The sequence below is a fragment of the Streptomyces sp. CRCS-T-1 genome, assembly GCF_024442335.1.
Lineage (GTDB): Bacteria > Actinomycetota > Actinomycetes > Streptomycetales > Streptomycetaceae > Streptomyces > Streptomyces koelreuteriae.
Genome location: NZ_CP101651.1, coordinates 3769163 through 3793070, shown reverse-complemented (window position 1 = coordinate 3793070; position 23908 = coordinate 3769163). Strand labels below are relative to the sequence as shown.

24 protein-coding genes are annotated in these 23908 nt (G+C 72.0%); 15 read left to right on the top strand and 9 right to left on the bottom strand.

Annotated elements, in window-relative coordinates:
* The first annotated feature begins 227 nt into the window (after positions 1-227).
* The 7 genes from NNW99_RS16960 (at position 228) to NNW99_RS16930 (ending at position 7777) form a co-directional block, all read left to right on the top strand.
* On the top strand, positions 228-1094 hold the full coding sequence (locus NNW99_RS16960; protein ID WP_215119991.1) for an alpha/beta hydrolase: 867 nt from the start codon (positions 228-230) through the stop codon (positions 1092-1094).
* Between the two features lie 163 nt (positions 1095-1257).
* Positions 1258-2364, top strand: a complete 1107-nt coding sequence (locus tag NNW99_RS16955; RefSeq protein WP_215119990.1) for an alpha/beta hydrolase — start codon at positions 1258-1260, stop codon at positions 2362-2364.
* Positions 2357-3565, top strand: coding sequence for an acyltransferase (locus tag NNW99_RS16950; RefSeq protein WP_215119989.1), 1209 nt, complete (start codon positions 2357-2359; stop codon positions 3563-3565). Before NNW99_RS16955 ends, NNW99_RS16950 begins: the two co-directional genes overlap by 8 nt.
* Positions 3558-4988 (top strand): sensor histidine kinase, encoded by a 1431-nt coding sequence (locus NNW99_RS16945; protein WP_215119987.1) that lies wholly within the window; start codon positions 3558-3560, stop codon positions 4986-4988. The genes NNW99_RS16950 and NNW99_RS16945 overlap by 8 nt, the downstream gene beginning before the upstream one ends.
* Entirely contained in the window at positions 4985-5668 is a 684-nt protein-coding gene (locus NNW99_RS16940) for a response regulator transcription factor (RefSeq protein ID WP_215119985.1), read from the top strand. Before NNW99_RS16945 ends, NNW99_RS16940 begins: the two co-directional genes overlap by 4 nt.
* A 106-nt stretch (positions 5669-5774) precedes the next feature.
* Complete coding sequence (locus NNW99_RS16935) at positions 5775-7115, top strand: sensor histidine kinase (RefSeq protein WP_215119983.1); 1341 nt, start codon at positions 5775-5777, stop codon at positions 7113-7115.
* Positions 7112-7777, top strand: a complete 666-nt coding sequence (locus NNW99_RS16930; RefSeq protein WP_215119982.1) for a response regulator transcription factor — start codon at positions 7112-7114, stop codon at positions 7775-7777. The genes NNW99_RS16935 and NNW99_RS16930 overlap by 4 nt, the downstream gene beginning before the upstream one ends.
* Positions 7778-7850: 73 nt before the next feature.
* On the opposite strand, the gene NNW99_RS16925 is transcribed toward NNW99_RS16930, so the two are convergent.
* Complete coding sequence (locus NNW99_RS16925; protein WP_251057828.1) at positions 7851-8054, bottom strand: SH3 domain-containing protein; 204 nt, start codon at positions 8052-8054, stop codon at positions 7851-7853.
* Between the two features lie 227 nt (positions 8055-8281).
* Here NNW99_RS16925 and NNW99_RS16920 point away from each other — a divergent pair, with 227 nt between their 5' ends.
* Both NNW99_RS16920 and NNW99_RS16915 read left to right on the top strand, forming a co-directional pair.
* On the top strand, positions 8282-9355 hold the full coding sequence (locus NNW99_RS16920; RefSeq protein WP_215119981.1) for an RNA-guided endonuclease TnpB family protein: 1074 nt from the start codon (positions 8282-8284) through the stop codon (positions 9353-9355).
* Positions 9356-9600: 245 nt separating this feature from the next.
* A complete protein-coding gene (locus tag NNW99_RS16915; protein ID WP_215119980.1) occupies positions 9601-10818 on the top strand; it encodes a cytochrome P450 in 1218 nt (405 codons plus the stop codon).
* Here NNW99_RS16915 and NNW99_RS16910 read toward each other — a convergent pair.
* The 3 genes from NNW99_RS16910 to NNW99_RS16900 are packed head-to-tail and all read right to left on the bottom strand — an operon-like array spanning position 10802 to position 13588.
* Positions 10802-11026 carry a hypothetical protein gene (locus tag NNW99_RS16910; RefSeq protein ID WP_229873076.1) on the bottom strand — a complete coding sequence of 75 codons (225 nt, stop codon included), beginning with the start codon at positions 11024-11026 and terminating at the stop codon, positions 10802-10804. The two genes, NNW99_RS16915 and NNW99_RS16910, sit on opposite strands and share 17 nt — an antisense overlap.
* Positions 11027-11072: 46 nt before the next feature.
* On the bottom strand, positions 11073-12677 hold the full coding sequence (locus NNW99_RS16905) for an ABC transporter permease (protein WP_215119979.1): 1605 nt from the start codon (positions 12675-12677) through the stop codon (positions 11073-11075).
* Positions 12674-13588 carry an ABC transporter ATP-binding protein gene (locus tag NNW99_RS16900; RefSeq protein WP_215119978.1) on the bottom strand — a complete coding sequence of 305 codons (915 nt, stop codon included), beginning with the start codon at positions 13586-13588 and terminating at the stop codon, positions 12674-12676. Before NNW99_RS16900 ends, NNW99_RS16905 begins: the two co-directional genes overlap by 4 nt.
* A gap of 74 nt (positions 13589-13662) precedes the next feature.
* Between NNW99_RS16900 and NNW99_RS16895 the strand changes: the two genes are divergently transcribed.
* Entirely contained in the window at positions 13663-14160 is a 498-nt protein-coding gene (locus NNW99_RS16895; RefSeq protein ID WP_215119977.1) for a GbsR/MarR family transcriptional regulator, read from the top strand.
* A 53-nt stretch (positions 14161-14213) separates the two neighbouring features.
* On the top strand, positions 14214-14813 hold the full coding sequence (locus tag NNW99_RS16890) for a Uma2 family endonuclease (protein WP_215119976.1): 600 nt from the start codon (positions 14214-14216) through the stop codon (positions 14811-14813).
* Between the two features lies 1 nt (position 14814).
* Here the strand turns inward: NNW99_RS16890 and NNW99_RS16885 are convergent, their stop codons facing one another.
* Positions 14815-15681: an acylglycerol kinase family protein gene (locus NNW99_RS16885; RefSeq protein WP_215119975.1), complete on the bottom strand. Its 867-nt coding sequence runs from the start codon at positions 15679-15681 to the stop codon at positions 14815-14817.
* A 185-nt stretch (positions 15682-15866) separates the two neighbouring features.
* On the opposite strand from NNW99_RS16885, the gene NNW99_RS16880 reads away from it, so the two are divergent.
* The gene (locus NNW99_RS16880; protein ID WP_215119974.1) at positions 15867-17150 is read left to right on the top strand and encodes an adenylosuccinate synthase; all 1284 of its coding nucleotides are present in this window, start codon (positions 15867-15869) and stop codon (positions 17148-17150) included.
* A 43-nt stretch (positions 17151-17193) separates the two neighbouring features.
* Here NNW99_RS16880 and NNW99_RS16875 read toward each other — a convergent pair whose 3' ends face one another.
* The 4 genes from NNW99_RS16875 to NNW99_RS16860 form a co-directional block, all read right to left on the bottom strand.
* Entirely contained in the window at positions 17194-17580 is a 387-nt protein-coding gene (locus NNW99_RS16875) for a hypothetical protein (protein WP_215119973.1), read from the bottom strand.
* 33 nt (positions 17581-17613) lie between these two features.
* Positions 17614-18264: a hypothetical protein gene (locus NNW99_RS16870; RefSeq protein WP_215119972.1), complete on the bottom strand. Its 651-nt coding sequence runs from the start codon at positions 18262-18264 to the stop codon at positions 17614-17616.
* A gap of 139 nt (positions 18265-18403) precedes the next feature.
* Positions 18404-19102: a GntR family transcriptional regulator gene (locus NNW99_RS16865; RefSeq protein WP_215119971.1), complete on the bottom strand. Its 699-nt coding sequence runs from the start codon at positions 19100-19102 to the stop codon at positions 18404-18406.
* Positions 19103-19239: 137 nt separating this feature from the next.
* A complete protein-coding gene (locus tag NNW99_RS16860) occupies positions 19240-20595 on the bottom strand; it encodes an aspartate aminotransferase family protein (RefSeq protein WP_215119970.1) in 1356 nt (451 codons plus the stop codon).
* A gap of 188 nt (positions 20596-20783) precedes the next feature.
* On the opposite strand from NNW99_RS16860, the gene NNW99_RS16855 reads away from it, so the two are divergent.
* The 3 genes from NNW99_RS16855 (at position 20784) to NNW99_RS16845 (ending at position 23792) form a co-directional block, all read left to right on the top strand.
* Complete coding sequence (locus NNW99_RS16855; RefSeq protein ID WP_215119969.1) at positions 20784-21389, top strand: type 1 glutamine amidotransferase family protein; 606 nt, start codon at positions 20784-20786, stop codon at positions 21387-21389.
* Complete coding sequence (locus NNW99_RS16850) at positions 21386-21844, top strand: MarR family winged helix-turn-helix transcriptional regulator (protein WP_215119968.1); 459 nt, start codon at positions 21386-21388, stop codon at positions 21842-21844. Before NNW99_RS16855 ends, NNW99_RS16850 begins: the two co-directional genes overlap by 4 nt.
* 79 nt (positions 21845-21923) lie before the next feature.
* A complete protein-coding gene (locus NNW99_RS16845; RefSeq protein ID WP_215119967.1) occupies positions 21924-23792 on the top strand; it encodes a serine/threonine-protein kinase in 1869 nt (622 codons plus the stop codon).
* Positions 23793-23908 lie beyond the last annotated feature (116 nt).

The following is a 23908-nucleotide window of genomic DNA, read 5'->3' as shown; positions in this document are numbered from 1 at the left end:
ACGGCCCCTGACGAACGGCCCCTGCCGCCGCGGGGGCCGTTCGTTTCCCAGCCCGTTCGTCGGCAACTCGCCCCAGACGCAAGGAAACGGCTGAACCGCCCCATCTTCACCCAGCGTGACATCCACGTGTCCGCGCATGTCACCCGCCTGGTACCGTCCCGGCCAACGGCCGACTTCTGACCTGGTCCGCCCGTACGTTCTCGCTCGTTTCGCTGGAAGGTTGGAGCATGTCGGACGACGTCGCAGCAGCACGGGCCGCTGCCGAGGAGAAGTCGGTGTTCTCCCACGAGCCCGTCGGCCCCGACGCCACCGCCGCCTACGGCGACCACCCCGACCAGGTGATCGACTTCTACGCCCCGCGCGCGGAGGCCGGCCCGGGCGGGCCCGCCCCGGTCGTCCTCGTGCTGCACGGCGGTGCCTGGCGGGCGCCGTACGACCGGCGTCACATCAGCCCGTTCGCGGACTTCCTCGCCCGTCGGGGACTGGCCGTGGCCAGTGCCGAGTACCGGTGCGGTGGCGAGAACGACTCCCTCGCCGGCCGCTGGCCCGACACCTTCGACGACGTGGCCGCCGCGCTGGACGCCCTCCCGGCGCTGGTACGGGAGCTGCTGCCGCAGGCCGACCCGCGCCGTACGGTCCTCACCGGCCACTCGGCGGGCGGGCACCTCGCGCTGTGGGGCGCCGCCCGGCACGTCCTGCCCGTCGACTCGCCCTGGCGCAGTGGCGGTTCGGCGGCGCTGCGGGGCGTGGTCGCCCTCGCGCCGATCGCGGACTTCGCGGTCGCCGACAAGCTGGACGTGTGCGGGGGCGCTGTGCGCCAACTCCTGGGCGGGGACGAGCACTTCGCCGAGCGGCAGCCGTACGCGGACCCGGCGCTGCTGCTGCCGACCGGCATCGCCACGGCCCTCGTCCAGGGGCGAGCGGACCTCGATGTGCCGCAGACGGTCGCCGAGTCGTACGCGGAGGCGGCGGCGAAGGCCGGGGAGATGGTGGGGGTGACGCTTCTGGAGGGTGTCGGGCACTTCCCGCTCATCGACCCTGCGGCGGACGCGTGCGCCGTCGTGGCTCAGGAGATCGAGCAACTGGCCTGGTGAGAGGCTTTCCTGAGGGAACCCGTGGGTGGTCCCCGGGTATACCCGTAGTACTTGAGAGCTACTCCGCAGGTGAGTTCCTTGGTGGGACGCGGACGACGCCTCCCGCTCCGTAACTTCCCTTCCGTGCAGACCCGATGGCCGGGTGCGCTGGAGGGGGACGACCATGGGGTCCGCATCGAGGTACCGCCGTGACGGCAGCCGTGACGGCAGCCGTGAGGGTGGCCGGGGCGACGGCGGCCGAAGCGACGGCGGCCGAGGCGACGGCGGCCGCAGCGACGGAGACGCGGGCGGAAACCGCCCCGGCCTTCGGCGTCGCCGCGGCCGATGGCGCAGAGCCGTGCTCGCCGCGCTCGTCACGGGTGCGGTGGTTCTCCCTCTGTCCGGCGCGGCCCGGCCGGAGATCCCCGCTCCCGCACCCGCCTCCCTCGCTCCGCTCAACGCGTCGACGCTGGACGAGGCGTACGCGGCCAACCGCGCCAACGCCGCCTCGGCGGCCCGGATGGCCGCGGGCCGTCACGAGCGGGCCCGGGCCGCGACGGACCGTTCCCTGGCCGCCCCGGCCCGGCATCTCCTCGCCTTCGACGGCCGCGGCCCCGGGCAGGTCACGGAGGTGCTGGGCGACCTCGCCCGGGCCGACCGGATCGCCGTCCTGGTCCCCGGCTCCGACACGAGCCTCGACACCTACGGCCGGTTCCACGCGGCCGCCGCCGCGCTGCACCGGCAGCTCGTCCGGAAGGCCCCGGCGGGCACGCGCACCGCGGTGGTGGCCTGGCTGGGCTATGAGACGCCGGGCACGGTCAGCACGACGGTCACCACGACCGGCAGGGCGGAGCAGGCGGCCCCGCGGCTGCGCGCCCTGGTCTCCGACCTGCGGGCCATAGCGGGTGACGGGCCGCGTATCTCGCTGCTGTGCCACTCGTACGGCTCGGTCGTCTGCGGGCGTGCCGCCGCCGGGCTCGCCGTCGACGATCTCGCGCTCGTCGGCAGCCCCGGCACCGGCGCGGACACCGCCGCCGGCCTGCGCACCCGCGCCCGCGTCTGGGCGGCCCTCGGCGGCGACGACTGGGTGGCGAACGTCCCCCATGTCAGCGCGGACCTGTTCGGCACCACCGTCGGCTTCGGCACCGACCCCGTCTCCCCGGCCTTCGGCGCCCGGGTCTTCGCGGCCGGCGACGGCGGCCACAGCGACTACTTCAGGCCCGGTACGACCTCCCTGGCCAACCTGACCCGGATCGTCCTGGGCGAGACCGAGGCGGTGACCCATGACTGACGTCGGCGTACGACGCCTCCGGCATCTGGTGCTCCACGGCGCCGACCGCGTCGGTACGGCCACCCCGGCCGGCCGGGACCGGGCCGTGGATGCCCTGCGCGCCGCCGCGGTGCTCGGTGTCGTCCTCGGCCACTGGCTGGTCACCGCCCTGGTCTCCGACGGCAGCGCCCTGCGCACGGCGAGCCCGCTCAAGGACATGCCCTGGCTGACACCCGTCTCCTGGCTGCTCCAGACCCTCGCCGTGTTCTTCCTGGTCGGCGGCCATGTTGCCACGCGTGGTTATGCCGCTGCCCGCGCCCGGGGCGTCCCGTACCACCGCTGGCTGACGGGCCGTCTGACCCGGTTGTTCAAGCCGGTCGCGGCCGTCCTCGGCCTGTGGACGGTCGCCGGGTGCGCGCTGCTGCTGTCGGGCGCCGAGTTCGGGACGGTCCGCACCCTGGTCAAACTGGCGCTGTCACCCTTGTGGTTCCTCGTGGTGTTCGCCGTGCTGACGGCGGCGACCCCGTTGCTGACCCGGCTGAACCCGCTGTGGCCGCTGGCCGTCGTACTGCATGTGGACCTTGTGCGGTTCGGCCTGGGTGGCCCCGCCTGGCTGGGCTGGGTGAACGTGGTGGCGGGCTGGACGGTGCCCTACACCCTGGGCGCGGCCTGGACCCGGGGCGAGCTGGAGGGCCGTCGGGCGGGCTGGGTGCTGCTCGGCTGCGGTGCGGCGGCGACCGCCGTGCTCGTCGTGTTCGCCGGCTACCCGGCGTCGATGGTCGGCGTCCCGGGCGAGGGCATGTCCAACCTGGACCCGCCGTCGCTGGCCGTCGTCACCTTCGGCCTGGCCCAGTGCGGTCTCGCCCTGCTGCTGCGGGAGCGGCTGCGCCGCGCGATGCGCCGGCCCGTGGCCTGGGCGGCGGTGGCGCTCGTCAACCTCTCGGCGATGACCCTCTTCCTGTGGCACCAGACGGCCCTGATGGCCACGACGGCCACCGGCCTCCTCGCGGGGCGGCTCCCCGGGCTGCACACGCGGCCCGACGGTCTGGACTGGGTCGGGGTCCGGCTTCTGTGGTTCCCGGTGTTCGCCCTGGCCCTCGCGGTCTGCTGCGCCGCGTTCCGCTCCTTCGAACGGGCCGGCGACCCGGGCCGCCGGTCGCGGGTGGTGCGGGCGCACCGTCCGTCCGGCCGGGGGACAGCGGCCAAGGCCCGCCATGTCTAGGCTGGCCCGCGTGACGGACACGGGGGTGGGCCGCGCGCTGCGAGCGCGCGTCGGGGGTTGGCTGCGCGTGCTGCGCGAGGACCTGTGGACCGTCCGGGCGGATCCGCTGCCGCCCTCCACCTGGCTGCGCTGGCTGCCGCACGGGCTGGTGTGCCTGGCCGCGTTCGGCGTCCTGGTCGGGGCCATGGGCGACCTGGTGGACAACGGCCACCTGAGCCCCGGAGCGGCGTTCCTGGTCGCGGGCGGGCAGGCCGGGGCCATGATTCTCGGGATGTGGCGGCCGGTCCCGGGGTGGTGGCTGTCCACGGTGAGCTGGGTGCTGGGCGCCGTTGTGCTGCACGGCCGGCTGGGCGCCGACGCCGAAACCTACACCTGGCCCTGGACGGCGGCCGGGATCATCTCCCATCTGTTCGTGCTGTTGCTGCTCGCGCTGCGCGTGCGCACCCGCGCGGCGGTGGAGGCGCTGGCCGTGACGGTGGTGCTCACCTCCGTCCTCCAGGGCTGGTGGTCGGCCGGTGTGCGCTACGACGCCACCGGCGCGATCGCGATCCCGCTGTCCGCCGTCGTCGTGCTCGTCGGCACCGCCCTGCGGGGCCGCCGCGAGGCCCGTGCGGAACTCGTCGAGCAGACCACGCTCACCGCCGAGGAGCGCACCCGGCGCACCCTGCTGGAGGAGCGCAGCCGTATCGCGCGGGAGCTGCACGACGTGGTGGCCCATCACATGTCGGTCATCTCCATCCAGGCGCAGGTCGCCCCGCATCTCGTCGAGAACCCGCCCGACGAGCTGAAGGAGAACCTCGCGGGCATCCGGCAGAACGCGGTGGAGGCGCTGACCGAGCTGCGCCGGGTGCTGGGCGTGCTGCGCTCGGAGCAGCCCGGGCCGGGGGAGGAGCCTCTCGGCCCGGGCGGCGGCAACGCCGCCCACGCCCCGCAGCCCACCCTCGACCGGCTCGACGCGCTGGTGGAGAACACCCGGGCCGCCGGCCGCGAGGTCACCACGGAGATCAACGGCGAGCGGCGCCCGCTGCCGCCCGGCGTGGAGCTGTCGGCGTACCGGATCGTGCAGGAGGCCCTGAGCAACGTCCTGCGGCACGCGCCCGGCGCGAGCGCCAAGGTCCGTCTCACCTACCGGTCGGACGGGCTGGAGGTGGAGGTGGTCAACTCCCGGCCGACGGGGCCCGCGTCGCCCTCGAAGGGAGCGGGGCACGGACTGCTCGGCATGCGCGAGCGGGTCGCCATGCTCGGCGGCACCATGACCGCGCACCCCTGGCACTGGGACGGCTTCAAGGTCACCGCGTTCCTCCCGGACACCCCGCCCGCCGACGCGACACCGGGCAGCGACCAGATCACCTACTACTTCCCCGATCCCGATCCCGATCCCGATCCCGATCCAGATTCCGACCTTGAGGCAGGAACCCCATGACGAGCGGCAGCGGCGGACCCATCCGGGTTCTCATCGTCGACGACCAGGCGATGGTCCGGCAGGGCTTCACCGTGCTGCTCGGCACCCAGCCCGACATAGAGGTCGTCGGCGAGGCGAAGGAGGGCGCGCAAGCCGTCGCGAAGGCCGCCGAGACCTCCCCGGACGTCGTCCTGATGGACATCCGCATGCCCGGGGTCGGCGGTATCGAGGCCACCGAGCTGATCACGGCCGCCCACCCGGACATCAGGGTGCTGGTGCTGACCACCTTCGACCTCGACGAGTACGTGTACGACGCGCTGCGCGCCGGGGCCTCCGGGTTCCTGCTGAAGGACGCGTCGTCGGAGCAGCTCGCCGAGGCGGTCCGGGTGGTGGCGGCCGGGGAGGCCCTGCTCGCCCCGGTCATCACGCGCAAGCTGATCGCCGAGTTCTCCCGGCTGGACGGCCGGCCCCGCTCCCCGCTCAAGGAACGCGTCGGCGATCTGACCGAGCGGGAGACGGAGGTGCTCGCCCTGATCGCCCAGGGCCTGTCGAACGGGGAGATCGCCCGGCATCTGTTCGTCGCCGAGCAGACGGTGAAGACGCATGTGGGCCGGATCCTGGTGAAGCTGGGGCTCAGGGACCGGACGCAGGCGGCGGTGTTCGCGTACGAGTCGGGGCTGGTGCGGCCGTCGGGGTACTGAGGCACCGCGCCGGGACCCGCCGTCCCCGTAGTACCTGAGAGGGAGGCTGAGGAACCCCTCTCACTGGGGACGACCTGGACCCGGGGGGAGGCCTACCTTTCTGTACGTGACCGAGACGACTCACCTCCAGAGCACGCCACCGGGGGCCGGGGCCAAGCCGCACAGCCCGGAGTACCGGGTGGCGGTGGACTCCCTGCGCGGGCTGCGGCAGGACCTCATCCAGGACGCCTTCGCCTACCGGCCCCTGCCGGGCCGGCGCACCGACGGGCGTTTCGCCCGGCGGCTGCCCGGCCGCCTGCGGGAGTACACGGCCTGGACGCCGCACGCGCTGATCGTCGCTGCGGCCCTGATCACCGTGGCCTTCGCCACCGTCGACTCCGGCGGACCCGCCGCGCTGATGGGCCTGTTCTGCGCGGTCCCGGTGCTGCTGACCATGGTGCGGCCCGTGGCGGCGTTCTGGGCGTCCATGATCTCCACCCTGGTCGTGGCCCTGGTCGGCAGCCACTGGGGCGAATGGCCCTGGGCGGCCGGCAGCTTCGCCTGCCATCTGATCGTGCTGACGGTGGTGGCGATGCGCACCAGGCCGCGCACGGCCGGGTGGATGTGGGCGCTGACGGCGCTGTACGCCGTGATCGCGGACAGCGGCATCGGCCCGACCTCCATGTACGGCAGCAACTCCGGCGCCATGCTGATCATCTCGGCGCTGATCCTGCTCTGCGTCACCGTCCGGCACATCCGCCGGGACGCCGTGCAGGAGGTCACCGCCCAGCAGACGGTCACCGCGCACGAGCGCTCCCGCCGCACCCTGCTGGAGGAGCGCACCACGATCGCCCGCGAGCTGCACGACGTCGTCGCCCACCACATGTCGGTGGTCGCCATCCAGGCGGAGGCCGCGCCCTACCGCGTGGAGAACCCGCCGCCGGAGCTGGAGAAGGCCTTCGCCACGATCCGGGAGAACGCGGTGGCGGCCCTGACCGAACTGCGCCGCGTCCTCGGCGTCGTCCGCGCCGAGGACTACGAGGCCCCGGACGCCCCACAGCCCACGCTCGCCGAGTTGGACGGGCTGCTGGCCAATGTGCGCGACGCCGGGCTGAGCGTGGACAAGGCGGTGACCGGGGCGGTGCGCGAACTGCCCCAGGGCGTGGAGCTGTCGGCGTACCGCATCGTGCAGGAGGCGCTGAGCAACACCCTGCGGCACGCGCCGGGCGCGACCGCCCGCGTCGAGATCGGCTACGTTCTCGGCGGGCTGGGCCTGCGGATAGTCAACGGCCCGCCGCCGAACCCCAGCCTGATCAAACCCTCGCCCGGCGCCGGACACGGAGTCACCGGTATGCGGGAGCGCGTGTCGATGCTGAACGGCGAGATGACGGCGGGCCCGGTGGACGACGGAGGCTACGAGGTGGCGGTGTTCCTGCCGGTCGCCCTGCCGGACGAGGGTGACGCATGACCATTCGCGTACTGATCGCGGACGACCAGATGATGGTGCGCGAGGGCTTCTCGGTCCTGCTGAATGCGATGCCGGAGATCGAGGTCGTCGGCGAGGCGGTGAACGGCCGGGAGGCCGTCGCGAAGGTCCGCGAACTCGCTCCGGACGTCGTGCTGATGGACATCCGCATGCCCGAGCTGAACGGCATCGAGGCGACCCGCGAGATCGTCGCCGCCGACAGTGAGGCGAAGGTGCTGGTGCTCACCACCTTCGACCTCGACGAGTACGTGTATCAGGCGCTGCGCGCGGGAGCCTCCGGCTTCCTCCTCAAGGACGCCTCGGCCCGCCAGCTCGCCGAGGGCGTGCGGATCGTGGCCGCCGGGGAGGCGCTCCTGGCCCCCTCGGTGACCAGGCGGCTGATCACCGAGTTCTCCAAGCTCTCCGAGACCCCGCGCCTCATGCCCTCCGCGCGGGCGGCGTACGGGGACCTCACCGAGCGGGAGACGGAGGTGCTGGTCCTGATCGCGCAGGGGCTGTCGAACGCGGAGATCGCCGGGCGGCTGGTGGTCGCCGAGTCGACGATCAAGACGCATGTCAGCCGGATCCTGGTGAAGCTGGGCCTCAGGGACCGCACCCAGGCGGCGGTGTTCGCGTTCGAGGCGCGGCTGGTGACGCCCGGCTAGCCGGCGCGGGCACCGGCGGGACGCCGCCCCGCGGGCCCTCGGGCACCGGGGCGACAGACCCTGACGGACCGGATCAGTCCAGCTGCATCGGCGTGCAGTCGCTGACGTACGACTTGGAGACCCAGCCGGTGGTGCCCTTGGCGATGCCGCTCTTGGACTTCGTGCCGAGCTTCAGCTTGATCCAGGAGCCCTTGGTGGCGAGCTTCTTGCCCCAGTCGTCCTTGTGGAGGATGCCCTTGGACGCGTAGCCGGTGCCGGCGCCCGTGCGGAAGTTCACCTGATTCTGGCGAGGATGTCCCGGCGTTCGCGCCGGGGAGGAATCGCCTCCTGTCGTCGTGGAGCGGAGCGTCGCCGCAGCGGGCCTGTCCCCGGGGGCGCGGAGCGCTCACACGGCCGCCCGACGGAGCCAGGGAAAGCGAACAATCGTCCTGAAGGTCACAGGTTGTGGTGACCTGCGTGGAACGGGGGATCGTGTGTGTGGTTGCCGTACTAAGGTCCGATGCCATGCAGCTGGTGGTGCAGGTGAAGCTGCTGCCGACGCCCGAGCAGGCGTCGGCTCTCACCGCGACCCTGCGCGCCTGCAACCAGGCCGCCACGCATGCTGCGGCGATCGCCCACGCCAAGAACCTCACCGACCGCAACGGCCTGCAGCAGGAGGTCTATGCGGAGCTGAAGGCGGTCTTCGGGCTGTCGGCGCAGCCCGCGGTGAGGGTGGTGAAGAAGGTCGTGGACGCCTACACCACCCTCAAGGCCAATCTGCGGGCCGGGAACCTCGGCAGGCCGGGCTCCAAGCGGCGCATCAAGGCCGAGTCCAAGCCGGTCACCTTCCGGCCCCGGGCGGCCCAGCCGTTCGACGACCGTTGCCTGTCCTGGCAGTTGGACCAGCAGACAGTGTCGGTCTGGACGACCGCCGGACGCCTCAAAAAGGTGCGCTTCGCCTGCTCCCCCGAGACCCTCAAGCTGCTGGCCGCGCACCGCAGGGGCGAGTCGGATCTGATCGAACGCGACGGCACCTTCTACCTGATGGCGACCTGTGACGTTCCCGAGGCCGGGCCGTACGAGCCCGAGTACTTCGTCGGTGTCGATCTGCGGGCCAAGCTGCAGAAGAAGCGCACCAAGTCCGCCCGGCGCCGCCTGAAAGAGCGACGGCGACGCGAGCAGCGGCATGTGAAGAACACCAACCACATCATCGCGAAACGCATCGTGACCGAGGCTCAACGCACCTCGGCCGGGATCGCCCTGGAGGACCTGGGCGGTATCCGGCACAGGGCACGGCTTCGCAAGCCCCAACGGGTCACGCTCCACTCCTGGGCCTTTGCCCAGCTCGGAGAGTTCATCGCGTACAAGGCACACCGCCAGGGCGTGCCCGTGGTCCACGTCGATCCCGCCCACACCTCGCAGACCTGCTGCGAGTGCGGGTACATCGACAAGAGAAACCGGGTCGACCAGGCCCTGTTCGTCTGCCGGAACTGCGGGGTCGTTGCCCACGCGGACCGGAACGCTTCCCACAACATCGCCCATCGTGGCGCTGTGGTGTGGAACGCGGGGCGTGAGTCACGCGTCCCTGCCGCCCCCTGAGGGGTGTCTGGACGGAAGAGTCCACCCGGCAGCCAGCTGGGCACTACCTCCAAGCCCGGTCCTTCAGGACCGGGACAAGTTGACGCCGCTGCCCTTGTGGACGTAGACCTAAGTTTTTTCCTTACGAAAGACTCGTGCCGCTCAGACGGCAGACCCAGCTTAACGATCTTGAACCCGGCGCTTCATCCGCCCGTCCCGCCGGAACACCCCTGGTCGGAGACGGGGATCCGGGCTAGCGTCCGTCCATGGCGACTGCTTTCGACCTCGCGTTCGACCCATGGGACCCGGCGTTCCTCGCCGACCCGTACCCCGCCTATGCCGAGCTGCGGGCCAAGGGCCGCGTGCACTACTACGAGCCCACGAACCAGTGGCTCGTCCCGCACCACGCGGACGTCTCGGCCCTGCTGCGCGACCGGCGCCTCGGCCGGACGTATCAGCACCGCTTCACGCACGAGGAGTTCGGCCGCAGCGCGCCGCCGGGGGAGCACGAGCCGTTCCACACGCTCAACGACCACGGCATGCTCGACCTGGAGCCGCCGGACCACACCCGGATCCGGCGCCTGGTGTCGAAGGCGTTCACACCGCGCACGGTGGAGCGGCTGAAGCCGTATGTGCGGGGCCTGGCGGACGAACTGGCGTCGGCGCTGGTGGAGTCCGGCGGAGGGGATCTGCTCACGGACGTGGCGGAACCCCTCCCGGTCGCGGTGATCGCCGAGATGCTCGGTATCCCGGAGTCCGACCGGGCCCCACTGCGCCCCTGGTCGGCGGACATCTGCGGGATGTACGAGCTGAACCCCTCCGAGGAGACGGCGGCGAAGGCGGTGCGGGCGTCGGTCGAGTTCTCCGACTACCTGCGCGAACTGATCGCGGCCCGCCGCAAGGAACCGGGCGACGACCTCATCTCGGGCCTCATCGAGGCACACGACGAGGGCGACCGCCTCACCGAGCAGGAGATGATCTCGACGGCGGTCCTCCTGCTGAACGCCGGCCACGAGGCCACGGTGAACTCCACGGTCAACGGCTGGTACGCCCTCTTCCGCAACGAGCCCCAACTCGCGGCCCTGCGCGCCGACCCCACCCTCGTCCCCACCGCCGTCGAGGAACTGATGCGCTACGACACCCCGCTCCAGCTCTTCGAACGCTGGGTCCTGGACGACATCGAGATCGCCGGCACGACGATCCCGCGCGGCGCGGAGATCGCCCTCCTCTTCGGCTCCGCCAACCACGACCCGACGGTCTTCGAGAACCCCTCCCACCTCGACCTGACCCGCACGGACAACCCCCACATCTCCTTCAGCGCCGGCATCCACTACTGCATCGGCGCCCCCCTGGCCCGCATCGAACTGGCCGCGTCGATGGGCGCGCTGCTGGAGAAGGCCCCGACCCTGCGCCTGACCGCTGAGCCCGATCGCAAGCCGAACTTCGTGATCAGGGGGCTGGAGGGGCTCAGCGTCGCGGTCTGAGACGCCGGAGCAGGGCCCAGGCCGTCAGGGCGGCGGCGACCCCGCCGAGGATCGCCAAGGGCAGTTCGGCGTAGAGCACGCTCCAGTCCGGGGCCGCCTCGAACCGCCAGAGCCGCTCCCTGACGCCGACGGCCCACACCGCGAGTCCCGCGCCCGCGCCGACGGCCGCGGTCAGGCAACCGGCAGCGGCCTGCGTACGTTGTCCCATGCCCGGCATGGACGTACGCGGGCCGCTCGGCAGTTCCCGCCGCCGCTCAGGTCGTCATGTCCCGCCGCCGCAACCCCGCCAGCCCCCCGGCCACCAGCACCACGGCCAGCCCCAGCAGGGCCAGGACCGGCGCCCACTCCATCTCCCCGCCGGGCAACTTGGGCAGATGGCCGAAGGGAGACAGGTCCAGCACCGTCTGTGGCATGTCCAGGGCGGGTCCGACCCAGCCGATCAGCAGGACCGCGCCGGCCACGCCCCACGACGTCGCTGCCGCCCGGGGCAGGACGCCGGTCAGCAGGACCGTGAGGCCGCCGATCACCCAGATCGCCGGGAGCTGCACGAGGCAGGCGCCGAGGATCGGGGCGATGTCCTTGCCGTAGCCGAGGGCGAAGCCCAGGCCGGCCAGCAGCATCAGGAGCGCCGCGCCGCCGAAGGCGATCACCAGATGCCCGGCGGCCCACCGCAGTCGCCCGACCGCGTTCGCCAGGACCGGTTCCGCACGGCCCGATGTCTCCTCGCCGTGCAGGCGCAGCACCGATGCCACGATGTACAGGGCCGCGACCAGCCCGAGCATGCCCACCATCGACGCCAGGAACGCGTCCGTCAGGCCGGACTGCCCGCCCATCCGCTCGAAGATCCGCCGGGCACCGGCGTTGCCGCCGACCAGGTCGGCCGCGCCCTCGGTCATGCCGCCGTAGACGACCCCGGCGAGGAGGAAGCCGACGCTCCAGCCCAGCACACCGCCCCGCTGCAACCGCCAGGCCAGTGCGCCCGCGCTGCCCAGGCGGCCGGTCGCCGGGCCGGGGCGGGTGGGCAGGAAGCTCATGCCGATGTCCCGGCGGCCCGCCAGCCCGTAGGCCACCGCGCCCTGGAGCAGGACCGCCCCGGCGAGCAGCGCCAGCACCCACCAGCGTTCGTCCGCGTACGGCCGCAGGTTCTCCAGCCAGCCCAGCGGCGAGAGCCACGTCAGCGGCGACGAGCCGTCGTCGGTCGCCGAGTCGCCCGCCGCACGCAGCACGAACGCCGTGCCCAGCACCGCCGCCGTCAGCCCCCGGGCCAGCCGCGCGCTCTCCGTGAGCTGGGCGACGATCGCCGCCATCGTCGCGAAGACCATCCCGACCCCGGCGATCCCGAGGCCCAGCGCCAGGGCCCCGGCCGCACCCTGCCCGGCCAGTCCGGCCGTCACCAGCAGGGCCAGGACCGCGTTCGCGACCGCCGCCGCCAGCAGGGCCGCCGTCAGGGAGGCCCGGCGGCCCACCATCCCGGAGGCGACCAGCTCCTGACGGCCGCTCTCCTCCTCGTCCCGGGTGTGCCGTACGACGACCAGCAGGCTCGTCACGGCGGCCAGGGCGCCCGCGTAGACGCCGACCCGCCAGGCCGTCAGGGCACCGATCGAGTCGCCGAAGACCGGGCCGATCATCGCGCGCAGCGAGGAGTTGCCGGCCATCTGCCGGATCAGGTCGGCGCGTTCGCCCGGGGTGCCGTACAGGCCCTCCAGCGTGCCCGGCATGGAGAGGACCATCAGGACGTTGACCCCGGTCCACACCGGGATCATCAGCCGGTCGCGGCGCAGCGCGAACCGCAGCAGCGTGCCCGTCCCGGCCAGTTGGCGTGCGCTGCCGGGGCGCGCCGCGAAGGCGAAGGTCGTCATCGGGCCGCCGCCTCTGCCGTCTCGTCCGCCTCGTCCTGGTAGTGCCGCAGGAACAGCTCCTCCAGCGTCGGCGGCGTCGACGTCAGCGACCGCACACCCGACTCGGACAAGGACCGCAGTACGGCGTCCAGCCGGTCGGACTCGACCTGGAGCCGGACGCGGCGCCCCTGGACGTCGAGGCCGTGCACCCCGGGCAGATCCGCCAGCCCGTTCGGCGGCCCGGCGAGTTCGGCCGTCACACTCGTACGTGTCAGATGGCGCAGCTCGGCGAGCGACCCGCTCTCGACCGTACGGCCCTTGCGGATGATGCTCACCCGGTCGCACAGCTCCTCCACCTCGCTGAGGATGTGGGAGGAGAGCAGGATCGTGCGCCCCCGGTCGCGCTCCTCGGCGACGCACCGCTGGAAGACCTCCTCCATCAGCGGATCCAGGCCCGAGGTCGGCTCGTCCAGGATCAGCAGGTCGACGTCCGAGGCGAACGCGGCGACCAGGGCGACCTTCTGCCGGTTGCCCTTGGAGTACGTACGGCCCTTCTTGGTGGGGTCGAGTTCGAAGCGCTCGATCAGCTCCGCCCGGCGCCGGGGATCGAGACCTCCGCGCAGCCGGCCGTAGAGGTCGATGACCTCGCCGCCGGAGAGGTTGCGCCACAGCGTCACGTCGCCCGGGACGTAGGCGATACGGCGGTGCGCCTCGACCGCGTCCGTCCACGGGTCGCGGCCGAGCACCTGCGCGGCGCCCGAGTCGGCGCGCAGCAGGCCGAGCAGCACACGGATGGTGGTGGACTTGCCGGCGCCGTTGGGGCCGAGGAAGCCGTGGACCTCGCCGGAGGCGACCTCCAGATCGAGCCCGTCGAGAGCGTGCGTCCGCCCGAAGGACTTGTGCAGTCCGGAGACGGTGATGGCCTTCGTCATGCTTCAGAACGTACGCTTCTTTCAGAAATTTGTGAAGTTAAGGAAGCGTATGAATCGCGGATAGGGTGAGCCGTATGACGGATTCAGCAGGGAGCGGCCGGGACGCGGAGGCCGTGTCGAGGTTCGTGGAGTCCTTCGCGGCGCAGCTCGTCGAGGCCGGCATGCCCCGGATGCCCGCCCGGGTCTTCGCCGCGCTGCTCGCCTCCGACGAGGGCTCGCTGACCTCCGCCGAGCTGGGCGACCAGCTGCAGATCAGCCCCGCGGCGGTGTCCGGCGCGGTGCGCTACCTGGCCCAGACGCACATGGTCTCGCGCGAACGCGAGCCCGGTTCCCGCCGCGAGCGCTACCGGGTCCACGGCGAGCAGTGGTACGAGGCCCTCGCCAACCGCGAGGCCGTCCTCAAGCGCTGGGAAGGCGCCCTGCGCGAGGGCGTCTCCAGCCTCGGCCCCACCACCCCGGCGGGCCGCCGCCTCTCCGAGACGCTCGCGTTCTTCGAGTTCCTCGAGGGTGAGGTCGAGGCGATGATGGCGCGCTGGCGGGAGCACCGGGAGAAGACGTTCGGACCGGAGTGACCATCCGACTACACTGAGTGGCGTCTGGTCCATGTCGAAGGGGAGGGCGCATCATGACACTCATGGCAGAGCGACCGGTGATGAGCGGCACCAGGCCCCGCAGCGACTTCGAGGAACTCCTGGACCTTCTCGACGAGCTGAACGTGCCCGACGGCTACAAGGCCGAGATCGTCAGGGGGAGCATCGTCGTGTCGCCGTGGTCGAAGGGGTACTACCTCAATGTCATGGAGTTGGTCTGTGACCAGTTGCGACCGCACCTGCCCGCCGGGCACAGAATCAGTTACGGGCCCTTTCTGTACGTCTTTCCTGGCTCCGAGTCCGCCTACGGCCCCGACATTCACGCAGCCCACCATCACGCTCACCGGACCACGAGCAATCACCTCGACGGCGAAGCCCTGTCCTTCGTAGCCGAGCTGACCTCCCCCTCCACCCGGACCGACGACCTCACCGACAAGGCCGAGGTGTACGCCAGGGCGGGTGTCCCCGTCTACCTGGTCCTCGACATGCAGGAGCAGCAGGCCATCGTCTACGGCTCCCCGTCGGCGAAGGGCTACGAGCTCCGGCTCTCCAAGCCCTTCGGCGAGAAGCTCGACATCCCGGACCCCTTCGGCTGCACCCTCGACACCACCGGATTCCAGGCCCCCGAGAGCTGACTCACGACACCGCCGCCGGCACCGTCAGCCCCCAGGCCCCCTCCCGTACCCTCCACGTCCGGGTCCGCACCGGCCCCGACACCGCCGTGTCCGCGCGATAGCGGAAGTGGGCTCCCGAGACGGTCACCGTGCGGCCCTGGGCGAGGAGGGGGGATGCCTCGGCGCCGACGGACGCGGGGCGGATCTCCACCGAGGCCGTTCCGGAGGCCGTGGGGGACACCGACACCGCCTCCACCGGCTGGTTCAGGTCGACGAGGGTCTCCCCGTCCACCTCGACCCGCAGCCGGGACGGCCCGGGCTCCGGCCCGGCGGTGAGCCGGGACGGGCGGCCGGCCGGTACCAGGGTCCGGACCAGGGACTGGCAGGTCCGCAGCCACGGACGGCCCGAGGCGTCCTCAGGATCCTCGGCCGCCGGGAAGGGCGACAGGGGCGGTATGCGCAACGCGCCGAGCACCACCCCGTCGCTGTCGTCGACCATCAGGTCCATCCGCCGCTCGACCCCGTCGAGCACCGCCCGCGCCGCCGCCACCGTCCCCGTCGGCACCCCCAGCGAGCGAGCCAGGGACATGACATCCCCGACCGGCACCACCGACAGCGCGCATCCGGCCAGCTCCCGGTGCCGGTGCAGCAGCGACACCGCGCGGATCAGCGCCCGGTCGTCGCCGACCACCACGGGCCGCCGCGAGCCCCGCCGGGCCAGCGCCCGGGCGAACTCCTCCGGTCCCTCCGGCAGGCACACCTTGGTGCCGGCACCCCCGCTGAGCACGTCTTTCGCGATCCGTACGGACTCGTTGTCCGTCCGGCGGGCGACCGGGTCTATGACCACCAGCAGCTGCTCGGACGTCGGAGAAGTCGCCACCTCGGCCATGCCTCGCTTCCTCGGGTAGCATCTTTGTGCAAGAGCCCCTTGCGCTATTGCGCCAGGGGCTTCGTCTATTCCGGGGCATCCGGTCCGACGGTTGGCGGCCAACGGCGGTCGCGGTGCACGCGGTGGTACACCGCCGCGTTCGCCCTCGACCATGGACATGCCCCGCCCGGAAGGGGTGTACGCGCGTGCCCGCACTTGTGCTGCTCGGTGCTCAGTGGGGTGACGAAGGCAAGGGAAAGGCCACCGACCTGCTCGGTGGATCCGTGGACTATGTAGTGCGCTACCAGGGCGGCAACAACGCCGGCCACACCGTCGTCGTCGGCGACCAGAAGTACGCACTGCACCTCCTCCCTTCCGGAATCCTGTCTCCCGGCTGCACGCCGGTCATCGGTAACGGTGTCGTCGTCGACCCGTCGGTCCTGCTCTCCGAGCTGAGCGGTCTGAACGAGCGTGGTGTCGACACCTCCAAGCTCCTGCTCAGCGGCAACGCGCACATCATCACGCCGTACAACGTCACGGTCGACAAGGTGACGGAGCGCTTCCTCGGAAAGCGCAAGATCGGCACCACCGGGCGCGGCATCGGCCCGACCTACGCGGACAAGATCAACCGCGTCGGTATCCGTGTGCAGGACCTCTACGACGAGTCGATCCTCACGCAGAAGGTCGAGGCGGCCCTCGACATCAAGAACCAGGTCCTCACCAAGCTCTACAACCGGCGCGCGATCGCCGTGGACCAGGTGGTCGAGGAGCTGCTGGCCTACGCCGAGAAGCTCCGCCCGTACGTCGCCGACACGGTCCTGGTCCTGAACCAGGCCCTGGAGGACGACAAGGTGGTCCTCTTCGAGGGCGGCCAGGGCACGCTGCTCGACATCGACCACGGCACGTACCCCTTCGTCACCTCCTCGAACCCGACCGCGGGCGGCGCCTGCACCGGCGCCGGCGTGGGCCCGACGAAGATCAGCCGGGTCATCGGCATCCTCAAGGCCTACACGACCCGGGTCGGCGCCGGCCCGTTCCCGACGGAGCTCTTCGACGAGGACGGCGAGGCCCTGCGCCGCATCGGCGGCGAGCGCGGTGTCACCACCGGCCGTGACCGTCGCTGCGGCTGGTTCGACGCCGTCATCGCCCGGTACGCCACCCGCGTCAACGGCCTGACGGACTTCTTCCTCACCAAGCTCGACGTCCTCACCGGCTGGGAGCAGATCCCGGTCTGCGTGGCGTACGAGATCGACGGCAAGCGCGTCGAGGAGCTCCCGTACTCCCAGACCGACTTCCACCACGCGAGGCCGGTCTACGAGATGCTGCCGGGCTGGAACGAGGACATCAGCAAGGCCAAGTCCTTCTCCGACCTGCCGAAGAACGCCCAGGCCTACGTCAAGGCGCTGGAGGAGATGTCGGGGGCCCCGATCTCCGCGATCGGTGTGGGCCCGGGCCGGGACGAGACGATCGAGATCAACTCGTTCCTGTAGGACGCCTGCTGCTGCGGCCGGTGACCCGAGGGGCGACCCTCGGTCACCGGCCGAGCTGTGCCGACAGCTCCCGGACGAGGTGATAGCCGCCGGCCAGGTCGATGCCGGTGCGCTCGCGGAGCAGCTTGACGGCCTGGATGTCCGCGTCGCGCCTCTCCTGGCGCAGCACGCCCGTCAACTCACCGACCAGCGCGGCGTCCGCCTCCCGCAGGGCGTCCAGGGCCTGGCGGTGCGTGGTGGGCAGGGTGCCGCCCTCGACCAGCAGGTCCAGGGCCACGGAGCCCGTGTGCAGGTTCAGACTCGAACTCTTGCGCAGACGGCGGATCGCCCGGGCCGTCCGGCCCTCGCCCGCCAGTGCCTTCGCCTCGTCCTGCGCCTCCTGCTCGACCGTGGTGATCACCGCGGTCAGGCGGGCTTGCTCACTCGTCATGGACGTACCTTCCGATCAACGGCCGCTCCGCCCTCAACTGAAGACGATCATCGACCCCTGCGCCAGACTCCGCGTCACGGCCGCGTGCAGCCCGAGCCAGACGTGCCGTTCGCGGGCGAACGGGCTGGGGTCGTACGGGGCGGGGACGGCGGGTTCCTCCAGCTCCGTGGGGGCCAGGGGCGCCTGGGGCGCGGCCGGCGGGTTGGCCGGGTCGATGCCGAGGGCGGGGGCGACCGTCTCCAGCTCCCGCAGCAGGGCGTGCGAGGAGCCCAGCGGGCCGCCGCCCGCGAGGAGATCGTCGTCGGCGAGCGGGTTCGGGAAGTCGACGGGGACGTACGCGCCCGCGTGGTCGTAGTGCCACACGAGGTGCGACTGCTGGGCCGTCGACTCGAACATCTCCAGCAACTGCTCGTAGTCGCCGCCGAGTTCGTCCACGGGCGTCACCGGCAGTCCGCACACCTGGAGCAGATAGGCGCGGCGCAGGAAGTGCAGCGCGTCGTAGTCGAAGCCCGCGACCGGGGCGACCTCGCCGGACAAGCCCGGCATGTACTGGTACACCGGCACCGGCGGCAACCCGGCCTCGGCGAGCACCTTGTTGTATTGCGCGAGTTCCTCGGCGAAGGGGTTGTCCGGCGTGTGGCACAAGACGTCGACGAGCGGTACCAGCCACAGGTCACAGGCCAAAGAAGGCTCCTCGCTCAGCTCAGCGGTCGGGTGGCGTCGGGTAGCACGGTGGTCAGTCAGGGCAGGGTATCGGTGCGGCCCGGCAGAGGCTCCTGCCGTGCATGTCCCATACCCATACGGACAGCCGCGACGCAGACCGTCAGCAGGCGAGGCGCTCGATCAGGGCGAGCGAGTGGGAGTTGTAGCCCGAGATGATCGACCGGGCGGTGACGGTGTCCTGGGCGGCCAGGGCGTCGACCAGCGAGGTGTGGCCGGCCCACAGCTCGCCGCGCAGATCGGGGAGCCGGCGCAGATGCTGCACCGCGCCCACCCAGGTCTGCACGCGCAGCCGGTGCAGGAAGTCGCCCAGGTAGGGGTTGCCGAAGAGGGCGGCGAGCTCGCGCCAGTAGCGCAGGTCGTAGCCGATGAGGACGGTGAGGTCACCGGCCGCGGCGGCCCGCTGGGCCTCCTCGCCGCGCCGCCTGACCCCGGCGAGCACGGCGGCTATCCGGGGGTCGTCGGGCTGGAGGGAGTCGCGCTGCCCGGAGGTGAGGGCGTGGAACATCCCCTCGATGACCAGGTCACGGGCCTCGATCATGCCGCGGAAGTCCTCGGCGGAGTACTCGTGGACCCGGAAGCCGCGGTGCTGGTCGGCGTCGAGGAGTCCCTGCGCGGAGAGGTCGACCAGGGCCTCGCGCACCGGCGTCGCGGACACCCCGTACTGCTCGGCGATCTCCTTGACCGTGAACTCCTGACCCGGCTGGAGCCTTCCGGCCAGCACCTCGTCACGAAGCGCGTCCGCGATCTGCTGGCGCAGGGTGCTGCGCGTCACGGCGCCGTTGCCGGTACTGCCGGGCATGGTCAGGGCGTCTCCCTCGTCGCGTTCGGGTGGCGTGCACGTATATGTCTACGAGCACGCCACCTTACGCGTTCGAATGAGGCCCGAGGTTGTCGGTTACTGACGGGTTTACAGGTGTTTACTCCGTGTACCGCTGTTCACGCCGTGTACTCGTCCGCCACCGACAGCGCCGTGTCCAGAACCGCGAGGCCCTCCTTCAGCTCCGCCTCGCTGATGTTGCAGGGCGGCACCACATGCGTGCGGTTCATGTTCACGAACGGCCACAGCCCGCCGCCCTTCGCGGCGGCGGCGAAGGCGGCCATCGGCGCGTTCGCCTCCCCGGCCGCGTTGTACGGCACCAGCGGCTCGCGCGTCTCGCGGTTCCGCACCAGCTCCAGCGCCCAGAACATGCCGGCGCCGCGCACCTCGCCGACGCTCGGGTGCCGCTCGGCGAGCGCGGCCAGCTCCGGCCCGAGGACGGACGCGCCCAGCCGGGCCGCGTTCTCGACGACGCCCTCCTCCGCCATGACGTCGATCGTCGCGACGGCGGCAGCGCAGGCCAGCGGGTGCCCGGAGTAGGTCAGACCGCCGGGGTACGGCCGCTTCCCGAAGGTCTCCGCGATCGCGCCGGAGATCGCCACACCGCCCAGCGGTACGTAGCCGCTGTTCACGCCCTTGGCGAAGGTCAGCAGGTCGGGGGTGACGTCGAACAGGTCGGCCGCGAACCACTCACCGGTCCGTCCGAAGCCGGCCATGACCTCGTCCAGGACGAAGACGATCCCGTACTTGTCGCAGATCTCACGCACACCGGCGAGGTAGCCGGGCGGCGGGACCATGATCCCGGCCGTGCCCGGGATGGTCTCCAGGATGATCGCCGCGACGGTCGAGGGCCCCTCGAAGGCGATCGTCGTCTCCAGGTGCTCCAGCGCCCGCGCGCACTCCTGCTCCTCGGTCTCGGCGTAGAAGCGGGAGCGGTAGAGGTAGGGCGCCCAGAAGCGCGCGACCCCGGCCGTGCCGCTGTCGGAGGCCCAGCGGCGCGGGTCGCCGGTGAGGTTCACGGCCTGCTGCGTGCCGCCGTGGTACGAGCGGTACGCCGAGAGCACCTTGGGGCGGCCCGTGTGCAGACGGGCCATGCGGATGGCGTGCTCGACGGCGTCGGCGCCGCCGTTGGTGAAGAAGATCTTGTCCAGGTCGCCGGGGGTCCGCTCGGCGATCAGCCGTGCCGCCTCCGACCGCGCCTCGATCGCGAACGCGGGCGCGAACGTCGTCAGCTTCGCCGCCTGCTCCTGGATCGCGGCGACGACCTTGGGGTGCTGGTAGCCGATGTTCGTGTAGACGAGCCCACTGGAGAAGTCCAGGTAGCGGCGGCCGTCGTAGTCCCAGAAGTGCGACCCCTCCGCGCCGGCGACGGCGAGCGGGTCGATGAGCTCCTGTGCGGACCAGGAGTGGAACACATGGTCACGGTCGGCGGCCTTGACGGCGGCACCGGCTTCGGGGTTCGGCTGAGGGGTCATGCGGGCGAGCGTAGGCATGCGGGACGCGGGCTGGAAATCGGCGTCGTGTGTGAGGTCCGGGGGTTTCCGCGACAGGTTGTCGACGGGGAGGTGTCACACGGAGGACCTTCCCCGGGTACGGAGGGGGTATTGACAGCATGCTGCCTAATCGACAGTATGTTGTCATACACGGAACTCCAGGAGGAGCCATGAGCGCCAAGCCCGTCCATCTCGCCGTCTACGACACCCTCGCCGACTGGGAGACCGGCCACGCCACGGCCCACCTCGCCCGCGCCGGCCACACGATCCGCACGGTCGGCCCGACCACGGCCCCGGTCACCAGCATCGGCGGCCTGCGCGTCCAGCCCGACATGGCGCTGGACGACGTACGCCCCGAGGACAGCGCGCTGCTGATCCTCCCGGGCGCCGACCTCTGGGACACGAGCGGCGACCTCGCGCCCTTCGCCCGCAAGGCCCGGGCCTTCCTGGAAGCGGGCGTACCGGTCGCCGCGATCTGCGGGGCCACCGCCGGACTGGCCCGGGAGGGCCTGCTCGACGACCGTGACCACACCAGCGCGATCTCCTTCTACCTGGCCGCGACCGGCTACGCGGGCGGCGAGCGCTACGTCGAGACCGACGCCGTCACCGACGGCCCCCTGGTCACGGCAGGCCCGACCGAACCGGTCGCCTTCGCCCGGGAGATCCTCCGGCTGCTCGGGGTCTACGAGGGTGAGGTGCTCGACGCCTGGTACCGGCTGTTCCACGACTCCGACCCGGCGGCGTACGCGGTGCTGGAGAAGGCCGGCGCGCTGTGAGCCGGGAGCGCCAGGACCTGTTCAGCCGCAGCGCCCTCGGAGTGTTCCGGCTCAACGGCCAGTTCCTCGCCGTCGCGGAGGAACTGGCCCGGCCCGCCGGGCTCACCGCCGCCTGGTGGCAGGTGCTCGGCGCGGTCCTCGGCGAGCCGCTGCCCGTCTCCGGCATCGCCCGCGCCATGGGCATCACCCGGCAGAGCGTGCAGCGCATCGCCGATCTGCTGGTGGAGCGCGGCCTCGCCGAGTACCGGCAGAACCCGGCGCACCGCCGCGCCAAGCTCCTCGCGCCGACCGAGGAGGGGCGCGCGGCGGTCGCCCGGATCGACCCCGGGCACGCGGCCTACGCCGACCGGCTGGCCGAGGCGTTCGGGGAGGCGGAACTGGCGGAGGCGGTGCGGCTCTTGGAACGCCTGTCCACCGTGCTCGACCAGGTGGGTCCGCCTGTTACGGAACCGTAGAGTTCGCCCAGGTCACCCCGCCCCGCCCCCGCACTATTCTCGATCTGTTGCTCACGTGTGGGGGGAAGGCGGCTGAGCGATGGAGAAACTGGGGCCCGGGGATCCCGTACGGATCGGTGCCTACCGGCTGCTGGCGCGGCTCGGCGCGGGCGGGATGGGGCAGGTGTATCTGGCGCGCTCGGAGCGGGGCCGTACGGTCGCCGTGAAACTCGTGCGCGAGGAACTGGCCGCGCAGGAGGAGTTCCGGGAGCGGTTCCGGCAGGAGGTGGGGGCCGCAAGGCGGGTCGGCGGCTACTGGACGGCGCCGGTGCTGGACGCGGACACCGAGGCGGCGGTGCCCTGGGTCGCCACGGGGTACGTCGCCGGGCCGAGTCTCCAGCAGGTCGTCGGGCACGACCACGGTGCCCTGCCCGAGCGGACGGTCCGCATCCTCGCGGCCGGGCTCGCGCACGCGCTCAAGGACATCCATGCCGCCGGCATCGTCCACCGCGACCTCAAGCCGTCCAACGTGCTGGTCACCATCGACGGCCCGCGCGTCATCGACTTCGGTATCGCACGGGCCCTGGAGACCGTGACGGACGGCGGGCTCACGCGCACCGGGGCGCTCGTCGGATCGCCCGGCTTCATGGCGCCCGAGCAGGTGCGGGGCGACCGCATCACCCCGGCCTGCGACGTCTTCTGCCTCGGCTCCGTCCTCGCCTACGCCGCGACCGGCGCCCTGCCCTTCGGCACCGCCAACAGCGGTGTGCACGCGCTGATGTTCCGCATCGCCCAGGAGGAACCGGACCTGACGGGCGTCCCCGAGGGCATCGCCGACCTGGTCCGCGACTGCCTCCGCAAGGACCCCACCACCCGCCCGACCCTCGACCGCGTCCTGGAACGCACCGGCGCGGACGACACCGTGGCCGACGGCCGAGCCCTCGACCCCTGGCTCCCGGGCGCACTGGTGGCCCAACTGGGACGACACGCGGTGCGCTTGCTGGAAACAGAGGATCCAGAAACCCAAGGGGCGCGGGGCCCTGACATGGGCGGCTCCGCCGCGTGGGCGCGACCAGCCCCCACCGCCCCGCAGCCGGAAATCGGTCCCGGTACCACCCCCGAACACGCCCCGACCACCGACGAATCGTCGCCGACCCCTGCGCCGCAGGCACCCACCGCCCCACCCCCACCGGGTCCGCCAGGCGAGGGCCCACCGCTGAACCACCTGCCCACCATGGTCGCGAGCCAGGGCGTACCGCCCGGCCCACAGGCACCACCCCCGTACCCGGCCTACGGCTACCCCCAGCAACACCCCCAACTCGGCTCCACCCCGCCCTACGGCCCACCTCCCTACGGTCCGACGCCGTACGGCACGCCCCCGCCCTACGGCCCGCCACAGGACCCGCCCCGCAACGGCCGTTCCACCGCCCTGCTCGTCGTGATCGCCCTGGTCGTCGCGCTGGCCGCGGGCGGCTCGGTGTACGCGCTGATGCAGGGCGGCGAGGGCGACAAAGCCGACGACCGCCCCACCCCCACGCAGGGCACCGGCGCCCCCACGGACTCCGGCCAGCAGACCTCGCAGCCGGACACCACCGCCTCCTCCCCGGCCGACGGCGCCATCCCCACGGCGTACCTCGGCACCTGGTCCACCACCATCGACAACGCCGACGGGCAGCACACCCGCTCCCTGACGATCCAGCAGGGCGAGCCGGGCGACACGGTCCTGTCCCTCGTGGCCGACGGCCCCACCAAGGGAGGCGGCACCTACCACTGCGTGTTCGAGGGCGAGCTGACCGACGACCCGGGCTCCGACGGCCCGTTGAGGATCGGCCCGTCCACCGTGACGGTCGGGCAGCCGCGCTCCGCCTGCACCCCGGGCGAGGCCACCGAGGTCACCCTCCTGACCGACTACACGCTCCAGCGCGTGAACACGAGCAGCGGGGAGCGGCTGACGTACTCCAAGGAATGACCAACTACCGGTTCCCCCGAGGTCGTTGAACGTCCGGCGAATTCAAGCCGACGAAATCCGGATACCCGCTCGTACAGCCGTACGGTGACCAGACGATCGAGTCCGGGCGGCGGCGG